The 17,398-nt window shown below is 52.9% G+C and carries 18 protein-coding genes; 10 read left to right on the top strand and 8 right to left on the bottom strand.

What is annotated here, in order from left to right; translation table 11 throughout:
* Positions 1 to 50: 50 nt before the first annotated feature.
* On the top strand, positions 51 to 1,271 hold the full coding sequence (locus DDZ13_RS05695) for a class I SAM-dependent RNA methyltransferase (RefSeq protein WP_233246091.1): 1,221 nt from the start codon (positions 51 to 53) through the stop codon (positions 1,269 to 1,271).
* Here DDZ13_RS05695 and DDZ13_RS05690 read toward each other — a convergent pair.
* From DDZ13_RS05690 to DDZ13_RS05680, 3 genes are all read right to left on the bottom strand, one after another.
* Positions 1,268 to 1,480 carry a hypothetical protein gene (locus tag DDZ13_RS05690; RefSeq protein WP_110130469.1) on the bottom strand — a complete coding sequence of 71 codons (213 nt, stop codon included), beginning with the start codon at positions 1,478 to 1,480 and terminating at the stop codon, positions 1,268 to 1,270. The genes DDZ13_RS05695 and DDZ13_RS05690 overlap by 4 nt on opposite strands.
* 311 nt (positions 1,481 to 1,791) lie before the next feature.
* Positions 1,792 to 2,517 carry a bifunctional demethylmenaquinone methyltransferase/2-methoxy-6-polyprenyl-1,4-benzoquinol methylase UbiE gene (gene ubiE, locus DDZ13_RS05685; RefSeq protein WP_110130468.1) on the bottom strand — a complete coding sequence of 242 codons (726 nt, stop codon included), beginning with the start codon at positions 2,515 to 2,517 and terminating at the stop codon, positions 1,792 to 1,794.
* A gap of 62 nt (positions 2,518 to 2,579) precedes the next feature.
* Positions 2,580 to 4,178, bottom strand: a complete 1,599-nt coding sequence (locus tag DDZ13_RS05680; RefSeq protein WP_110130467.1) for an AAA family ATPase — start codon at positions 4,176 to 4,178, stop codon at positions 2,580 to 2,582.
* 92 nt (positions 4,179 to 4,270) lie between these two features.
* Between DDZ13_RS05680 and DDZ13_RS05675 the strand changes: the two genes are divergently transcribed.
* The 5 genes from DDZ13_RS05675 to DDZ13_RS05655 all read left to right on the top strand — a co-directional run bounded on the left by DDZ13_RS05675 (position 4,271) and on the right by DDZ13_RS05655 (position 8,327).
* On the top strand, positions 4,271 to 4,591 hold the full coding sequence (locus DDZ13_RS05675) for an HU family DNA-binding protein (RefSeq protein WP_110130466.1): 321 nt from the start codon (positions 4,271 to 4,273) through the stop codon (positions 4,589 to 4,591).
* 31 nt (positions 4,592 to 4,622) lie between these two features.
* A complete protein-coding gene (hisS, locus tag DDZ13_RS05670) occupies positions 4,623 to 5,969 on the top strand; it encodes a histidine--tRNA ligase (RefSeq protein WP_110130465.1) in 1,347 nt (448 codons plus the stop codon).
* A 176-nt stretch (positions 5,970 to 6,145) separates the two neighbouring features.
* The gene (locus tag DDZ13_RS05665; protein WP_110130464.1) at positions 6,146 to 6,559 is read left to right on the top strand and encodes a hypothetical protein; all 414 of its coding nucleotides are present in this window, start codon (positions 6,146 to 6,148) and stop codon (positions 6,557 to 6,559) included.
* A gap of 56 nt (positions 6,560 to 6,615) precedes the next feature.
* Complete coding sequence (locus DDZ13_RS05660; RefSeq protein ID WP_110130463.1) at positions 6,616 to 7,101, top strand: NYN domain-containing protein; 486 nt, start codon at positions 6,616 to 6,618, stop codon at positions 7,099 to 7,101.
* Positions 7,102 to 7,139: 38 nt separating this feature from the next.
* Positions 7,140 to 8,327 carry a DUF2851 family protein gene (locus DDZ13_RS05655; RefSeq protein ID WP_110130462.1) on the top strand — a complete coding sequence of 396 codons (1,188 nt, stop codon included), beginning with the start codon at positions 7,140 to 7,142 and terminating at the stop codon, positions 8,325 to 8,327.
* 395 nt (positions 8,328 to 8,722) lie between these two features.
* Here DDZ13_RS05655 and rpmB read toward each other — a convergent pair whose 3' ends face one another.
* Positions 8,723 to 8,953, bottom strand: coding sequence for a 50S ribosomal protein L28 (rpmB, locus tag DDZ13_RS05650; protein WP_110130652.1), 231 nt, complete (start codon positions 8,951 to 8,953; stop codon positions 8,723 to 8,725).
* Between the two features lie 80 nt (positions 8,954 to 9,033).
* The gene (locus DDZ13_RS05645) at positions 9,034 to 10,026 is read right to left on the bottom strand and encodes an SAM-dependent methyltransferase (RefSeq protein ID WP_233246090.1); all 993 of its coding nucleotides are present in this window, start codon (positions 10,024 to 10,026) and stop codon (positions 9,034 to 9,036) included.
* 79 nt (positions 10,027 to 10,105) lie between these two features.
* Here DDZ13_RS05645 and tsaD point away from each other — a divergent pair, with 79 nt between their 5' ends.
* Complete coding sequence (gene tsaD, locus DDZ13_RS05640) at positions 10,106 to 11,131, top strand: tRNA (adenosine(37)-N6)-threonylcarbamoyltransferase complex transferase subunit TsaD (RefSeq protein WP_110130460.1); 1,026 nt, start codon at positions 10,106 to 10,108, stop codon at positions 11,129 to 11,131.
* A gap of 19 nt (positions 11,132 to 11,150) precedes the next feature.
* Here the strand turns inward: tsaD and DDZ13_RS05635 are convergent, their stop codons facing one another.
* The 3 genes from DDZ13_RS05635 to DDZ13_RS05625 all read right to left on the bottom strand — a co-directional run bounded on the left by DDZ13_RS05635 (position 11,151) and on the right by DDZ13_RS05625 (position 14,726).
* Entirely contained in the window at positions 11,151 to 11,780 is a 630-nt protein-coding gene (locus tag DDZ13_RS05635) for a hypothetical protein (protein WP_110130459.1), read from the bottom strand.
* 436 nt (positions 11,781 to 12,216) lie between these two features.
* Positions 12,217 to 13,284 carry a type IV pilus twitching motility protein PilT gene (locus tag DDZ13_RS05630; RefSeq protein ID WP_110130458.1) on the bottom strand — a complete coding sequence of 356 codons (1,068 nt, stop codon included), beginning with the start codon at positions 13,282 to 13,284 and terminating at the stop codon, positions 12,217 to 12,219.
* Positions 13,285 to 13,286: 2 nt separating this feature from the next.
* A complete protein-coding gene (locus tag DDZ13_RS05625) occupies positions 13,287 to 14,726 on the bottom strand; it encodes a type IV pilus twitching motility protein PilT (protein WP_110130457.1) in 1,440 nt (479 codons plus the stop codon).
* Positions 14,727 to 14,834: 108 nt separating this feature from the next.
* On the opposite strand from DDZ13_RS05625, the gene DDZ13_RS05620 reads away from it, so the two are divergent.
* The 3 genes from DDZ13_RS05620 (at position 14,835) to DDZ13_RS05610 (ending at position 17,386) form a co-directional block, all read left to right on the top strand.
* Positions 14,835 to 15,038, top strand: coding sequence for a SlyX family protein (locus tag DDZ13_RS05620; RefSeq protein ID WP_110130456.1), 204 nt, complete (start codon positions 14,835 to 14,837; stop codon positions 15,036 to 15,038).
* Between the two features lie 271 nt (positions 15,039 to 15,309).
* Positions 15,310 to 15,861: a sigma-70 family RNA polymerase sigma factor gene (locus DDZ13_RS05615; RefSeq protein WP_110130455.1), complete on the top strand. Its 552-nt coding sequence runs from the start codon at positions 15,310 to 15,312 to the stop codon at positions 15,859 to 15,861.
* A 55-nt stretch (positions 15,862 to 15,916) separates the two neighbouring features.
* On the top strand, positions 15,917 to 17,386 hold the full coding sequence (locus DDZ13_RS05610; RefSeq protein WP_110130454.1) for a hypothetical protein: 1,470 nt from the start codon (positions 15,917 to 15,919) through the stop codon (positions 17,384 to 17,386).
* Positions 17,387 to 17,398 lie beyond the last annotated feature (12 nt).

Here is a 17,398-nt window from a genome sequence, read left to right as displayed (position 1 = left end):
GTTGAACTTTTTTTATTGCAGGATGCTTTTGCATAGTCGAGGCCATGCGGATGCAAGTGCCAAAAAATTTCGTGGCGGAACCCTTCGAGTACCACCAAGAGCTGGAATTAACCATCGAACGCCTCACCAACCTGGGGATGGGGCTGGCGCGCGTCGACGGATGGGTCGTTATGGTGCCTTATGTGATTCCCGGTGAAAAGGTACGGGCGCGGATCTTTCGAAATTTCCAAAATTATTCCGATGCGGATCTGATCGAGGTCATAGAACCTTCTCCGGAACGGGTGGAGCCCAAATGTCCGCTCTACCAAACCTGTGGTGGCTGTCAGTATCAGCATATTGAATACGGGCAGCAGTTGAAGGAAAAGACCGGTCATGTTGAAGAATTGATGCAAAAACTCGGTGGGATTGATCATCCTGTTGAATTGGCCCACGGCTCCCCGCAGGTCTATCACTATCGTTCCAAGATTACGCCGCATTACAATCGTCCGGACAAAGAAGGGCGCCAACCGATCGGCTTTCTGCAATACGGGCGGCGCAACCAGATCGTTGACGTCCAGCAATGCCCCATCGCGACGGAAGCGATCAACGAGGCTCTGCCGGAAGCGCGCGAAGAAGCCCGTCGTGCCGGAGGTAAAAAACGCCGTAAGCGTGGCGGTACGCTACTGATGCGGCATGTTCTCGAAGGAGTCGTCACCGATCCGCAGGAGATCGTTTCCGAGCGCGTGGGCGAGGTCTGCTTTCAGTTTAAGGCGGGCGAGTTTTTCCAAAATAATCCCTACATCCTGCCCGAGCTGGTCGAGTATGTGGCCGCCGAGGCGGCTTCGGAAGGTGCCCGCTATCTGGTGGACGCTTATTGTGGAGTGGGGCTCTTTGCATTGTCCACGGCGAAAAATTTTGAACAAGTCGCCGGTGTCGAGATCAGCGAACCTGCGGTCCGTTGGGCGCAGGCCAACGCCAAAATCAGCAACGTGAAGAATGCCCGTTTCGTGATCGGTAAGGCCGAAGCAATTTTCAACGGCTTGAAATTTCCGGCCGGAGAAACTGCCATGGTCATCGATCCGCCCCGGAAGGGTTGTGACGAAAGCTTCCGGCAGCAACTACTCGCCTATCGCCCGCAGCGGCTGGTTTATGTTTCCTGTGATCCGGCCACCCAGGCACGTGACCTGAAGGAATTTATCGCGGGGGGGTATCAGATCACCCGTATCCAGCCCTTCGACTTATTTCCACACACGCGGCATATCGAGAACGTAGTTTCGCTCAGCCTGAGCTAGCCTTCTGAAAGCTCGGCGCCCTTTATCATTCGGCAAAATTGTTTCTTGGTCGCGTGTTTATGCTGACCATTGCCGGTTTTGGGGTCGTGCATTTCTTTGTAGTCGACGGACAAACGTTCGAGTTGGACGATCCGAAGATAGAGCGGCTTCCCGTTGTGGCTGTGGGTTTCCGGATTGGTTTTCCAGATTTGTCCTTGTTCGAGTTTCATCAGCGCAGCTAATTTAATATCACACTGAGAGGCAATGACCAATGCGCCTGCTCACCCCATCTGGCAAAAAAGCTTGATCAGAATGATTACTTGTCGCGATGGCACGATACATGTCACGCCGTCTTGTCCGGGGTAACCCAGTGAAGACGGAAGCCTCGTTGAGCGTAGGCGGAGTGCCTTTGATTGCCACCTGCTTCAATAATAACAGATTTCCTCAGCAGATTTTAACATTAGACACACCGCTTCGTCTCTTGCGTAAAGGCACAGACGGGGTGCCTGTGCTACGAGGCATGCTGGAAGTCTTGGCAGCTTTATTCACGCGACCCGGATACTGCCGGACTGGCCTTGGTTGCTTCGTGAATCGCAACAATGGAAAAGGTCAGCCCGTCGGCATCAACTGTTTCGAAACCTGCCAGCTTAAGCTGCTCGGCGAGCGCTTCTTTCGTGGGAAAGTTCTCGATGGTTCCGGCGAGATAGTCATATGCGCTTTTGTCCCCAGTCGCGATGGCAGCCACCCAGGGCAGGATATATTTGAGATAGAAGTAATAGACTGGACGGAACCCGCGATCGGGCTGGGAAAATTCCAGCACGTAGAGGCGCCCGCCGGGACGGAGGACCCGTAGAATTTCCTTCAGCCCTTTTTGGCGGTCTTCAAAATTGCGCACGCCGAAAGAGATGGTGACGGCATCGATTGAATTGTCCTCCAGAGGCAGGGCCATACAGTCGCCAAAATCGAAGCGGAGGTCACGGTAGAGGGGATTCTTCTGTCGCTTCTCCCGAGCTTCATCGAGCATCGGTTCACAAAAGTCGAGGCCGGTAACCGGTACTTCCGTGCCGAGGCGGTCACGCAGCTTGAAGGCCACATCGCCGCTACCCGTTGCCAAGTCGACAACGTCTTTCGGAGCAAAAGCCTCCACCTTGCGGGTAAGGATTCGACGCCAGTAGAAATCAATACCTCCGCTGAGTAGATGATTGGCGAGATCGTAGCGCCCCGCGATACCGGCAAACATTTGGCTAACCGCCTTACCTTCTGGCATGAAAATTGAAAGTGAAAGTGAGAGTGAAAGTGAGAGTGTCAGGAATTATGGGTGGATTCCTGTTAGGACTGCTGTTCCCGTTTCACCGTTTCAATGCTGCGGACCACCCATTTGGATAGTTCCTTGTCGGGATCCTCAATGGCCAGCTTGCCGATCTTGAAAACGGTTTGTCCGGTGTTCCGGTTAATGATGTTCAAGCCGTGTTCAAAGTCCCGAAACTTCTCCTCGCAGAGGGATTGGATCGTCTGGTCTTTCTCGGTCGACTCCTTGATCAAGGCGTCGATAGCCAGCGGCTTGAACTCCAGCGTGAACCCGTGGGCTTTTTCGAAAGATACGGAGTAGTGCTTGATGTCGTCAACGTAGACGTCGTGCTGAAGGTGGGCGTTGTTCTCTTTCAATTTCTTTAGGTAGGTTGTTGGGTCGGCGATCATCGCCGGGCTGACTTCGAAGCGCCTGATCGCAGTGGACGGAAGTTCAAATTTAAAGTCCCGGAAGATGCGTTCCAATACGGTCAAAAGTCCGCGGGCCCCCGTGCCTTCCTTGCTCGCTTCTTCGGCAATCGCGACAATCGCTTCCGGTGTAATATCGAAATCAATGCCGTATCCACTGAAATCGTCACGGTACTGGTGGAGAACGCTGCCTTCCGAGGTGGTCATGATATGTGCCAAATCGTCGGCAGAGAGAGAGCTGCAGGCGACACGAACCGGCACGCGTCCGATAAACTCGGGTTCGAAGCCGTATTTGATGAAGTCCTGTGTTTCCGCCTGATTCAGATAAAGCGCGGTGTCCTCGTCCGCTGCGCTGCGAGCAGCGCCGAATCCCAGTTCGTTGCTGGACACACGCTTTTTGATCGATTCCGCCAACTTGTCGAAGGCGCCGCTGACAATGAAGAGAATATTGCTTGTGTTGATCGTGCGCTTTTTGGGCTTACCCCCACGCTGCATTTCCATGACGGCTTGCATCTGCGACATCATGTCGGTGGGGCTGAAGAGGTTCACTTCCGTTTCCTCCATCAGTTTGAGCAGGTTGATCTGCACACCACGGCCGGAGACATCCCGGCCGCCAGCGCCGGCTTCGCCGGCGATTTTATCGATTTCATCCACGAAAATGATGCCGTTTTCCGCCAGTTCGATGTCACCATCGGCCGCTTTGACCAGATCCCGCACAAGGTCTTCGACATCCGAGCCGACATAGCCGGTCTCGGAAAACTTGGTGGCATCCGCCTTGACGAAGGGGACGCCGATCAGTCGTGCGATATTCTTGATCAGATAGGTTTTACCGACACCGGTGGGTCCCAGAAGCAGGATGTTTTGTTTGGTGTACTCAGTCGCCATGCCGGATTTGCCACTGAGGAGCCGGCGCACGTGGTTGTAGTGGTCGCAGATGGCAACGGAAAGGACTTTCTTAGCATCGTTCTGCCGGATGACGAATCGATTGAGGTGATCCCGGATCTCTTTCGGCTTGAGGCGAAAATTGCGAATTAGCTCCATCGCCTCCTCGTTTTTGTCGTACCCGGAAGGCGGGGGCGAGGCTTCGTCGTCCTCCGTCTCACCTGATGGGTCGTAGGCGTGCGTGGATACTTTGACGTTGGTATCTTTAAAGAGGTCCTTCAGTTGTTTCTGAATTTCCTCAAAAGGGTTGGGTGGTTCTTTATCTTTCATGTTTCTGGTTTGACAGGCTATTTCCCATCAGAAGTATCGCAGCAACAATAACTTTTGATTTTCCATTCGCAAGTTCTAGAAGTAATCAGAGCATGTCCAAGAATCTTACCAAACGCGATATCGTCCTCGACATTTATGAAAAAACGGAATTTCCGCAGAAGGAAGTCCGTGAAACTGTGCAACTTACGCTAGATGCGATTGCCAAGGCCCTGAGCGAGGGCCGCAATGTGGAATTGCGCAATTTCGGCGTGTTTGAGGTGCAAATCCGTAAGTCCCGCATCGGGCGCAACCCCAACAAGCCGGAGACGGATGTCGTCATTCCGAAGCGTGCTGTCATCAAATTCAAGGCAGGTAAAGAGCTCAAAGCCAATCTGGCGGATCTTGATGTGGATGCGACTGAAGCCGGGAGCTGAATCTTGAGCAACCCCGCCGAAAAGGCACGACATGCAATTTGAATCGCTACCCGGATTCAGGGAGTTTTATCCGGAAGTCTGCAGCCGGAGAAACTACATCTTTTCGCATTGGCGCAAGGTTGCGCGCGCCTACTGTTTCAGCGAGTATGACGCACCGGTTCTGGAGCCGCTGGAACTTTACATAGAGAAGTCCGGTGAGGAAATTGTCGGCCAGCTTTTCAATTTTGAGGACCGCGGGGGACGCGCCGTGGCGCTGCGCCCGGAAATGACGCCCTCGCTTGCCCGCTTGATTGCGGCAAAAGCCAACAGCTTGAAGCGACCGGTCAAGTGGTTCAACATCGGTGAGCACTATCGCTATGAACGGCCGCAGAAAGGGCGCCTGCGTGCCTTCTATCAGTTTAATGTCGATATTTTCGGTGAGCCCGGCCCCGCCGCTGATGCCGAGCTGATTTGCCAGTTGGTCCAGTCATTACAATCCTTCGGGCTCAATCATACTGATTTCAAGGTCCGCCTGAGTGACCGCGACTTATGGCTGCTCATGCTGGCCTCGGAAGGTCTGGATGAAGCTGCCAGTGCAGACGTGTTGGGAATCGTGGATAAGCTGGAACGGACGGACCGAGCCAAGGCCCTCGAAAAACTGATACCTATTATCGGCGCGAATGCAGAGCAATTTCTTGAAAAAGTGGAGCGTGTTATCGCCATCCACGATTTTGATACTCTGCGGGCCTTTATCGAAAGTTTGCCGCTGGAAGGGGAGCGCAAGACAGCGGCGGAGCAACGCCTTTCGGATTGGACCTTGTTGATGGAAAACATCGAGTCAGCAGGACTCTCGGACTATCTTAAAATTGATTTGGGCATCGTACGTGGACTGGCCTACTACACCGGCTTTGTTTTTGAGGCTTTTGAAGCCAGCGGCCAGGGACGCGCCCTTGCCGGTGGCGGTCGATATGATGCGCTGGTCAAAAAGCTCGGAGGTCCGGATATGCCGGCTGTCGGTTTTGCCATGGGGGATGTGACCCTCGTAGACCTTTTGGAGTCAAAAGATTTGCTCCCCGAGATTCTGGATGCTCCTGATTTTATGCTGGTCATTGGTGGGCCCGAGGAGCGCAAGGCGGCCATGCTGGATGCAGCCATGCTCCGATCCATCGGTTACCGGGTCAATTATCCCCTCAAGGATCAAGGCTTTGGCAAGCAGTTCAAGGCCGCGAATCAATCCGGTGCGCGCTTTGTTTTGATTTACGGAGCGGATGAATTGGCCAAGGGGATGGTGAAGGTCCGCGATCTGACCAGCGGAGGTGAATGCGAATTCGACCGATCTTCGTTGCAGCAGAGCTTGTCCGAAGTTGTCGAAAATGGTCTATCGTCGACTGAGGGGTAAACCTTAGATAGCTCGGGTGACAGTGACTAGGGCGCGTTAATGGCTTGTTAATTTTAGGCTAAGTCATTGTTAAAGCCTAATTTATGGCATTTAGCGACTTTACTCGGAAGTGTTCTGAAGTATGCTGATTGCAACGAATACGAGTCATGTTAGGTCTAAAGAAATTATTGTTTTGGATGCTTGCGCTAACCGCCGGATATTACGGGTTGGATTACGTGAAAGTGCACACCAGTGGTGACGTGGTGGCTTACAAGCGTTTCGCCAAGGCTGTTATGGAAAATGACCATCACGGGGTTCGTAAGGTGTCCAATAAAGAACTGGCCGCAGAAACCTTCCGTAACAATGAAGAGCGTCGGAAGGTATACCAAGGCGCACGGGTTCTCTTTACCTATTTTGAGGTGATTAGCCAGAAACTGGCTAGAGACGGCAAGTCATCGTCTCTGGTTGTGGAGCAGGTATCCCGGGTAAGTTCCGGTGGGCAGACCGGCATTTGGGGGGACCGTGAGATTCGCGTGCGGCACACTGCTCAGCTGGAAAAGGAAAACCACACCTGGAAAGTTGCAGGCTTCATTGATCCGGCGATGCGTTAGACAAATCGTCGGGTAATAGGCTTTTCTTTCGGTAACTGTTTATCCAGCCTGACGGAATGTCAGCAGGCCGCTATTTATTGGTTGATGCCTACAACGTCATCTATGCGACGGATTCGCTGCGTCGCCTTCTCCAGGAGGGGCAGGATGCCGCTTGTGATCGGTTGGCCGAAATCGTCCGCGCAATACACGATGCTGAAGCGGTCCGAGTCGCGATGGTGCTCGACAGCCGTAATGACAAACTGGAAGTGGAGCACCCCTTCGGTAAGAAATCTTTCGAGTATCTCTACGCCCCCTCTGACTTGACGGCGGACGGAGTGATTGAGCGGATTGTTCGTCGGGCCCATGATCCCGGAAAAGTGACAGTAGCCAGCAATGACAATCTTGTGCGCGAGGCGACTCGGTCAGCCGGTGCAATTGCGCTTCGTCCGCAAGAGTTGATGGAATGGGCCCGGGGTTGTGAGAAAAGACTTGAGCAGGATGCGATCCGGCGGAATGCAGAAAACGCCAAGGCATTTCGTAACGGTCTGGACATTAATTTCTGATCATTGACCGGGCGGACCCTCCGCTGTCTAATCATCATATGCCGACTATTGCTGTGCAGGAAGTTCAGGGCCTCTACGGCCCTTTTTCTATTTCGGAAAAAATCATCCAGAAGATATGGCTACAGGGTGACTTTTATAAGCAGGATCTTAAAACAGTTTCCGGGAAACGCCTGAAGATTAAGGACCCGGGTCACTGGAACATGAATGAAGGTCCTGACTTCAAAGAGGCCCGATTTGAAATCGACGGTGATGAGTGGGTCGGGGATGTGGAAATTCATTTTTACCCGAATGATTGGTTTCACCATGAGCACGATAAAAACCCGAACTTCGGAAAGGTGGTGCTGCATGTCGTGCTTTATGCGGGGACAACTCAAGGTTGGGAGAGGGAATACCCGATGGAATCGCTTGTCCTTTTGCCACTGCTGGAGCGTGATTTGGAAGAGTATGCCATGGAGGCGGCCTTGCTCGACTTGGAGCAGGTCAATGAACTGGAGTGGTTTGAGCGCTTAATGGAAAAGTCCCTTTCCGAGCGCAAACTGCTGCTGGAGCAATTAGCCGTAAAGCGTTGGCGGCAGAAAGCTGACTATGCCCGCAAGCGCCTGGAGCGGACGGATTGGGCGGGGTGCTGTCATGAGTCGACACTGGACGTGCTGGGCTTTGCCAGAAATCGAAGTACGATGCATAGAATCGCCTCGCGCTATACGATAGCGGACTTTGCCGGTAGCCTCGACACCGATGAGCTCTACGAAGCGTATCGGGAGGAATGGAAGTTGAGTGGTTGCCGGCCGGCAAACCATCCGAAGCTACGGCTGAAGCAGTACGCAAGAATTTGTCAGGCCAATCCGGATTGGCCTGACAAGTTAAGACAGCAGCTAAGCCTGTTTTCTACAGTCGATGAAAAGGAAACCGGGGCCTTCCGTAAGGCGGCCGGTACCAAGGAACGGCAAGCTCAGATATCAGAGGATGTTTTCCAAAATATAATCGGTACGAAGCGGCTGAATTCCCTGCTCTCTGATGCCATCTTTCCCTTGGCTAAGGTGGACCTGAAAGAAGACTACATGACTTATTGGCAACACTGGTACCCAGGTGATTATCCGGATGCCTTTTCCCGCTTTCACCGCCAGGCAGGCTTTAGTGCTGCGCGCATACCAATGAGTCATGGAATGATGCAGGGAATTCTCGCCCTCTTTGCAAGCAAGGGAGAGGCCTTGGATGGAACCTCGTAGTCTTTACACAGGATCGATTCGCTGCATACGGAGTCAGGACATTTCTGTCCTGATGGTCCTATGGTGTGAGGCTACTCGCGCGAGGTGGACAGAAATGCCCACGCTCCGTTCATGAACAGTGGTATTTTATTGCCGATTCATTAAAGGCTTACACCAGTTTCAAGAAGGTTTATCCTCGTAGCGACATTGCGAGAGCAAGGTCGATCGATCTACTCGAGCGATAATCGACGGCACTATCGTGCCATCGCTACAAGCGAGCCTACTGCGACAGACCTTTCTGAATTCGGTATGAGGCAGAAGGGGGGCAGAGGACGCCCGATAATCGATGATGAACCCAAAAAAAGCCCCGCTTTCACGGGGCTTGGTCGAAATGAATAAGTCTGTGTCAGCCTTGATTAGGCTTTGGTCACTTTGCCGGCTTTGATTGCCTTGGCGGATACCCACATGCGCTTAACTTCTCCGCTGGGGAGTTTTACGCGGATGCGTTGCACATTCGGGCGGAAGCGGCGCTTGCTGTTCTTAACCAGCGATGTGCCGATACCACCACTCTTTTTGGTGAGACCTTTACGGATGATGCGGCCACCTTTGACGGGGCGTTTTCCTGTGATTGCGCAGATACGTGCCATGGGATTTACCTTGTTGAAAATTGGAAAAGTGGTGGAAAGTAGGCCTGTGTGGTGTCCTAGCAAGCATTTTCCGGAGAAAATCATGGATTTTTCAGGCCCCAGAGTACTTGAAAGCGCTGCCCCATGTTGGCCGGATGGATGAGTTCCATCAGGGTTTGGCGGTCGGCGCTGAAGGCCCCCGCGCTAGCGGTGACGATCTTTTCGGCAGTTTTTGCCGCACGTTTGACAAGAAAAGATTCCTGGCTTTCGAGGGTGATGTTTCGAAGGCAGGCGTCCTTGAGCTGTGTCTCCAGCGGTGTCCAGCAGATGTCACAGGTGATGTCTTTCTCCCCGGGCCGGTCGAGCAGGTCGTTGCCCGCTTCGTGGCGGAAATACGTGCGGGCGGTGCCGTTCGGGCAGTCCTGCAGCAGAGCCTTCAGGGTCTTTCCGTAGTCGAATAGAAGTATCAATCCGGTCCAGTCCTGTGCGAGCAGATCAGCGAGGGCAGCCTCGGCCCGCAGCGGTAGATCCAGCTGATATCCCTCCTCAATCTCGCGGGGCAAGTCTTGCAGTACCGCCTGCACTTCGGGAGTGGGGTGGTGTAGAATAGTCTCACGCAATTCATCGCTTTGAAAGAAGACGCCGCGTTCCCGCCATTGTCCGTCTTTGAAAACCAGCCGGTGGAAAGGTAAAGCGTCGAGCCATTCGTTAGCGAAAATGACGACCGGACCGCTTGCTTGAATCGGCTGGCCGAGGCGGAGGACTCTATTGTCGGCAAAAGGATGGTTCGATGCCTTTTCGAGTAAGCTTTGTTCGGGCTCGGCGGCAATTTCAAGAAAAGTGCTTTGTCTTACCCGCTCGGGCCCAAGCAATTCTTCCGACGCGCCCACCACAAGTTGGGCGAAAACTTTGCCCAGGCTTTCGGCGGTGTAGAAATCACGATCTGCCTTGCGGCCGACACGCTCCGCATCACGCTGGTAGTAGCCGCATTTTTCAGCGTAGAGCGCAGTCTCAATGTAGTCACGATAGCTGATCGGGCCGTCCGCACACTTTCGGCGGAGAAGTTTGAAAACATTTTGCTTGGTCTCGGGCACGTACGACAATGTGAGCGCTTACGATAGGGAAACAAGAAAAGTCTTCTAACTTGCGGTGGTTCGCCACTAAGTTCTGCCCATGCGACTCTCTGTAGAAAGTTCCTGTGACGAATCCGCTATCGCGCTTTTTGACCCGGCAAAAGGTATGGTGGGGGAGTGGGTGCACAGCCAAATCGATTTGCACAAGGAGTATGGCGGAGTTGTGCCGGACCTCGCCAGTCGCGAGCACCTGAAGAATTTTTTTCCTCTCCTGGAGGTCGCCGAATTGGTGCAGCGCAAAGAAGAGATTACCGAAATTGCGGTGACCAATGGCCCGGGTCTTGCGGGTTGCCTGGCCCTGGGAATTGCTTTTGCGAAAAGCCTTGGTTTGGCGTGGAGCGTTCCGGTTGTTGGGGTGAATCACCTTCGCGGGCACGCCTTTTCCCCGTTTATCGATCTGCATGCTTCGGCTCCCGACGAATTTGAAGCGAATTTGAGCCAATTACTTCCGCATCTCGGACTGATCGTCTCCGGGGGGAATACCATTTTATTTCAGATCGACCGGGAACGGCGTGTCGAGGTCCTGGCGGAGACCGTCGATGATGCCGCCGGCGAAGCTCTCGACAAAGGAGCGAAACTTCTGGGCCTGCCTTATCCCGGCGGACCCAGGGTCGAGAATATCGCGACCAGTGGAAATGCGAAGGCCTATGATTTTCCCAAGGCCATCGCGCCACGAAATGAACGTCGTTTCAGTTTTTCCGGACTCAAGACCAGTCTGCGTTATCGTCTTGAGAAAATCAGTGACGACGAGTTGCAGAAAACACTCCCCGATATCTGTGCTTCCTATCAGGCAGCGGTTATCACTCAGCTTACTGGCAAGACCAAGCATTTGCTCGAAGGGGGAGGCTACAAGAGTCTGGGACTCTCGGGCGGGGTCTCAAACAACAAGTCCCTGCGCGTGGCCATGGAGAAACTGGCCTCGCGTTTTCAAATGCCCTGCCTGATCGCCCAGCCAAAGCACACCGGTGATAATGCCGCCATGATTGCCTTTGCCGCATTTGCTGACTCTGAAGCTGTGCTCGATGAATTTACCATCCAGCCGGCGCTTCGTTTGGATCGTTGCTAGGATCGACCCGGCCTTCGCGCTACAATTTGCCGATGATCAGTTCGCCTTCCTCAATGCGGAAGCTCAGGTCGTGTGTGGCCAGCAACTGTTTCAGGACATGCAGAATTGTTCCTGACTCTGGCATTTCCACGATGCCGGCCTTTTTATATCGCCTCTTGGTGTAGTCGACATCGATCGGTTCGGCTTCGTCGCCTTCGGGCTGTAGTGGTAAAATGAGCAACTCAATCGCTTCCCCAATGGTTTCCACGTCCGCAGGTAATTGCTCGGCGGGGCGTGTGTAGAGCTGTTCCAGTAACCGGATCGATGCTTCCGCCTCGTCGCAAATTGTGTCGGAGAAGACGCCCTTCACTTCGCCGGATTCAACCAGCTTGATGTCCGCCGCGGAAATATACTTCGATGGCATTTTTATGAAGCGGCCGTCCTCATTCGCTTCAAACCAATAGTCTTCCCCGAAGGAACCGAGAAAGACCGCTTTAATGGTCGAGCCGGAGGTGGACTTCCAGGTCCTTGGTTCCGCATGAAGGCTGACCGCCAGCAGGTATGCAGTCAGCAAGTAAAAACAGACCCTTCGGTTGAAATTCTGGTAGCGACAAGCCTTGGCCGTTAGCCGCACTTGCATCATCGTGTGGGCATTCCAAATGATTTTCATGAGTTCAGTACTGTAGTGAGTAGTATTATGTCAGTGCGTGACTTTTTCCGATAAAAAGGCAAATCTCGCATTTCGATTACCCCGCTTTAACAAGCGAGGTGACGTGGCCTGAGGCTTCATTGGATTACGCCCGCACAAGTCAAAACTCTGTTTTGGGGATTCGTATTAAGGATAAAAGTAAGTCGTTGGTATTATGCAAACCGGGTAAACAAGGAGTTTTAATTTGAGACTGGCTGTACTGACTGTGGTTTCGAGGAGATTTGTTTTTAATGAAAAAATCCAGCTCCACCTAAGTCGTAGCTGTAGGATCCCGGATATTCTTGCTGTGTAATGGTTTTCAGCTGCTTTGAGTCCCAAGTAAGCCAAAAGATAAGCGTGCATCAGCGCTCATTAGCGGTTTCCGGTTAAGCCGGTTATGTGACTTGTAAGAGTCAGCTTAGACTTGGACGTCTTCAGTGCGGTATTTCTCGAAGAGATCCTTGTTGGCGGCTTTCATGTAAGCTTCTTCCGGGGAGATAAGCTTCGCCTTCATGAGGTTCGTCAGTGACGCATCCATCGTAATCATACCCTGTTCCATGCTGCTTTCGATGATCCCCCGCACCTTACTGATCTTACCGCTGCGAATACAGGTGGGCAGGGCATCATGTTTGAGTAGAATCTCATGGGCCGCGATGCGACCGCCACCAACTTTTTTACAGAGCAGTTGGGAGACCACCCCGTTCAGGCAAGCCCCCAGCATGGTACGAATTTGATTCTGTTCATCCGCCGGGAAAGCGTCGATCACCCGGTCAATTGTCATGGGAGCATTATTGGTGTGGAGCGTACCAAAGACCAGCATGCCCATCGAGGCACAATTCAGGGCCAGACGGATCGTTTCCAGGTTACGCATTTCCCCGATCAGAATGATATCCGGGTCGGCCCGCATTGCGCCCCGCAGGGCGTTGGTAAAGCTCTGGCTGTGTTCGCCGACTTCGCGGTGCACCAAGACACTGCGCTTGTTGGTGTGGACGAATTCGATCGGGTCCTCGATGGTGATAATGTGTTTTTGTGAGGTCTCGTTGATCAAATCAATCAATGCGGCCAGGGTCGTCGATTTGCCACTACCGGTCGGTCCCGTTACAAATACCAGGCCCTGGCTGGACATACAAAATTGTTTCAACACTTCCGGGAGCTGAAGTGACTCAAAGGAGCGGATCTCGGCCGGAATCGTGCGGAGCACAGCCGCAATGCCCCAGTGGTTGTAGAAGTAATTGCAACGGAATCGGTCGCCCGTGCCCAACTCATAAGCGAGGTCAAGATCCTGATGTTCAAGAAAATGCTCCCAGCGATCTTCGCTGCAAATTTCTTTCAGCAGTGCTTCGATCGATTCCTCGGTGAGCGGGGCTTCATCCAGTTCCGTGATCGATCCGGCAATACGCACACGGGGCGGTGAGCCCACGGCCAGATGTAAGTCAGAGCCGTCGGACTTCAGCATGTATTCGAGATATTTATCGATTTGAGCCATGCTTATTCGTGGGCGTAGGTGGGCCGTTGTAGTTTGATCAGTTCCCGCAGTTGATGTCGCTTCATATCGCTTTTCAAGCTGGAGAGTGCCACTTTATCGCTAATGATATCTTTCTCCCAGAGCGAGAGTATGGACTTGTCCATGACCCGCATGCCTTCGGATGCCCCTGTTTCCATGACGTTGACGAGGCCCTCGGGTTTATTTTCGTGAATCAAGGCACGTACCGCAGTGTTGCAAATCAGTAACTCGTAGGCGAGCGCCATCCCGCCGTCGACAGCAGGAATGAGGTTTTGACAGATGATCCCCCGCAAGGCGTGCGATAACATGATGCGGATCTGCGTTTGCTGTGACGCGGGAAAGACATCCAAAACGCGGTTCAATGTATTAGCCGCATCAGCGGTGTGTAAGGTACCGATCACCAAGTGCCCGGTTTCCGAGGCGCTGATCGCCATCTCAATGGTTTCCAGATCGCGCATCTCACCGATCACAATAATGTCCGGGTCCTGCCGAAGCGCCCCTTTCAGGGCACTGGAAAAGGATTTAGTGTGTCTTCCAACTTCACGTTGTGTCAGGTGGCATTCTTTGGAATCCTGAACAATTTCAATCGGTTCTTCCACCGCGATCACGTGGTCGTTGCGGGTCCGGTTGATCTCATCCATCATCGCGGCCAGAGTAACTGTTTTTCCGGAGCCGACCGGACCGGTTACCAGAATAAGCCCGTTATTGTAGCTGAGTAGCTTTTTGATGCGCTCGAGATCGTCGAATCCCACTTCGGACAGGGTCGGCACTTTGTTCGGAATAAGCCGGTACGTGCCGGCAATGCCTTCTTTGTGGCACATTAAATTGACACGGTAGCGCTCACCCTTGCCCAGGGGCAGAGCAAAGTCCAAATCCTGCCTGTCGGTAAATCGCTTTTTAAGGTCATCGGACAAAAGAGAGAGATTGAGCAGCTCGCTTGCCTCGTCGGTCAGATTTTCATCGGATAAGTAGGAGAGATTCCGTGTATGACGGGCAAAGGGGCGCGCACCAGCCGAGAGGTGTAGATCACTCGCCCCCATTTCGTGGCAGGCTTGTAGTAACTTGCGCATGAAGTCAGCAGCAGCTGTCTCATCTGTCGGTAAATTCGCCGTCGAGAGGTCGGGCATCCCTTCGGGTATTATGGCCTGTTCCGGTTCTTCCTCTTTCGTCTCCTCAACAACCGCGATTTTTCGCTGAAAGGGATCATCCGGTGGCGTGTCTGCCTGCGCCAGGCCGTAGGCCTGCTCGACCAGGGTCTGCAGTCCGTCAAAATCCGTGCAGGCCTTTTGCTCCAGTAAGGCCTCGGCGAAGGCGACAATATCGACTTCTTCCCCCAGACTTTGTTTTAAGTCCAAACAAGGCTGCAACTCGAACAGCTCCTGTTCGACTCCGAGGTAAACCAGCCACTTAATGTCACGTTTCAAGACTCGCCATCATTATGATTCGACTAACCTAGTCCACGAAAATTTATCAGCTTGGACTCTTAAAATAGAAGTTTGAATACCGGTAACGATTGCGCATCAAATTTGCACATGCAGGAAATTGATGAACTCAAAGCCGCGATCACCCAGCTGGAAAAACATATCGAGTCTCAGGATGTCGAGGTGTATTGGCAGCAGCGGACGATCGACATCCTGCGCAAGCAGCTAAACAAAATGGAAGAGCGTATCGAATCTCTGGAACAGAGTGGCGGCGCCGGCCAAATGCAACCGGATGAAAAACCGCCGCATTACTGAATCGTGTAATGTGATAATCCAACAACCTCTCGAGAGCCCGGAGTAGAAGCGAAAGGAGTGTCGCTTCTACTGATCACTCTCGATTGATAAGGGCGCGTAAGTTAGTGCCATTTGGTCTAATGTCTGTTTAGCCGAACGAAGGATTTTGCAGTAAACCAACCAGCTGTTATCGCAAGAGCGCTGCTTGAAGAAAAAATTTACGTTTTCTTAAGTCATCTCCTAATAGTGGTCTCTTGACATATCGTTGGCATCATCATTTACAGCGTTAACGATGGGCGTAAGCCATAGCAGACATGATGGATCGAAATCGGAATTTTCCGATGAGCAAAAGTCTTTCAGTGAGTTGATCTCTCGAGAGCAGCAATTTCTGCATGCCCTGATACGTACTATCGGAGTTCCTCCCTCCGATGTTCAGGATATTCTACAAAACGCGAACCTGTATCTGGTTCAGAATCAATCGAAGTTTGAACCGGGAACCAACTTCAGGGCCTGGGCGGCCCAGGTCGTCCGTTACTGCTGCCTCCACTACTTCAGGCAGGTCAAAAAATCCAGAGGGCTTATCGATTCAGACGAAGTGATCGAAATGCTCACCGTCGAGTCGGTGGGCTACTACGAGGAGATTCAACCTCAGTTGCAGCGCCTCAAGACCTGCTTGTCGAAAATCAGCCCACCGCAGTTCAAGCTCCTGTATGCCGTTTACGGGAAGGGCAAAACTCTCAAACAAGTCGCCGAGGACTATGGTCGAAGTCATGTGGCCGTCCGGAAAGCGGTTTCGCGCATACGAATGTTGCTCAAAGAATGCATGACCAAACCGGCTGAATGATAAAATTTATTAAATGATGAGTCACAGTTTGGCTCTTTTTGCTATTTATTAACAAATGAACACTAACTTCCATAATAACGCCGAAGACTTTCGGGCTCTGGTTGAGCGCGTCCTGAACGGCGAAGCAACGTCAGGGGATCTGAAGCGCTTTAACGAAGCGCTGGCCTCGGATAAGGCGGCCCGTCGTTGCTACATGGAAATGCAAATGTTCGATGCTGCACTCCGTGATGAAGTCAATGCTGCCTCGGGCGAGCGCTTGGAAGCATCCGGCGAGGCTATCGTTTTTGAGCAGGAACCGCCAGCCACTTCGGCCGACAGCTCCAATGAAAAGCCATCGAGCCGATGGGCATTCAAATACTATGCTTTGGCGGCAATGTTGGCTCTTGCCGCGGTCATGGCGGTGCTGTTCACGACGAAGGCCGGGGTGTTTGAGGTGGTGTTCGTCGATGGCGTGGAGAGAGGGGATTTCTCCCCGTCCAGCAAGTGGATCTCGGCGGGCGATCAAATCGTGCTGCCGGAGGGAGGGGTCGTTGAGTTCAAATCCGAGGATAACCGCTTCGCGTTGAAAGGTCCGGCTGAATTGCTTGTCGGGGCGCGTGACCGGCTTTCACTGACAAAAGGCAGCATTTGGGCCGAACTGGAGGGCGACCCGGTCCGTATCTCAGTCCCGAACGGAGAGATTGTCGACATTGGCACCATACTCGGTGTTTTTGTCGATGAAAAGACGGGTACCCGGCTGGATGTGTTTGATGGGAAGGCGCGTATGACGTCGGCGCAGGATGTGGCCCGTTCGAAAGTTATCAGCGCAGGGCAGTCGCTTATGGTGGAGGGGCTGGATTGGCGGCCTTTAGTCGGCGTGGCCGATATGGGGTTCTATGTGACGACAGCACCAAAGCGGCTCGGACTCAATTTTATCGAGCGGGAGGAAGAGGCGGTAATCATAAATTCGACCCGTCCTTATTCGGCAAAATGGCAGAATGTTACCGGGTCACATGGCAGTCATCAACTGGCGAACAGCCCGGTTCGGGCGACCTGGGCCGGTGGCCACACCTTTGGTCGGGGAAAAAGCGATACCCCGGAAGATGCGATTCTCAATGGTGGCTTGACGACCAAAGCGTGGAGACCTGTCGAAGTTAAGGCCGCGCAGTCTTACGGGTTCCGTATCCCGGGTACCTCGGAGCAGGGGGCGGTTGTCCAATTGAGCAACCTGGGTGCATGGTTGAAGTCATCACAGGCGGATAAATACCGTCTCACCCTTTTCTGCAATGTGGTTAGGAGAACGGATGGGCCGTATTCCCCGATACGTATTTACGAGGACGCGACCATGTCCGGCAGTCCAATCCACCAATGGAATCCGGAAAGCGAAAATATCGATACGTTTATACGTAAGGACCGCGGTCCGGGGCGGGAGTACTATATCAAGGAGATCGAGTACGATTTTTCAGGGGATTCCTTGGTGATCCATGTTCCCTCCGGAGCGGAGCGAACCCATTTGTCGGCAATCATGCTGACGCTGGTCGAATAGTTTTCCCGGACA

The sequence above is a fragment of the Coraliomargarita sinensis genome, assembly GCF_003185655.1.
GTDB lineage: Bacteria > Verrucomicrobiota > Verrucomicrobiia > Opitutales > Coraliomargaritaceae > Coraliomargarita_B > Coraliomargarita_B sinensis.
This window is presented reverse-complemented; position numbering and strand designations above follow the sequence as displayed.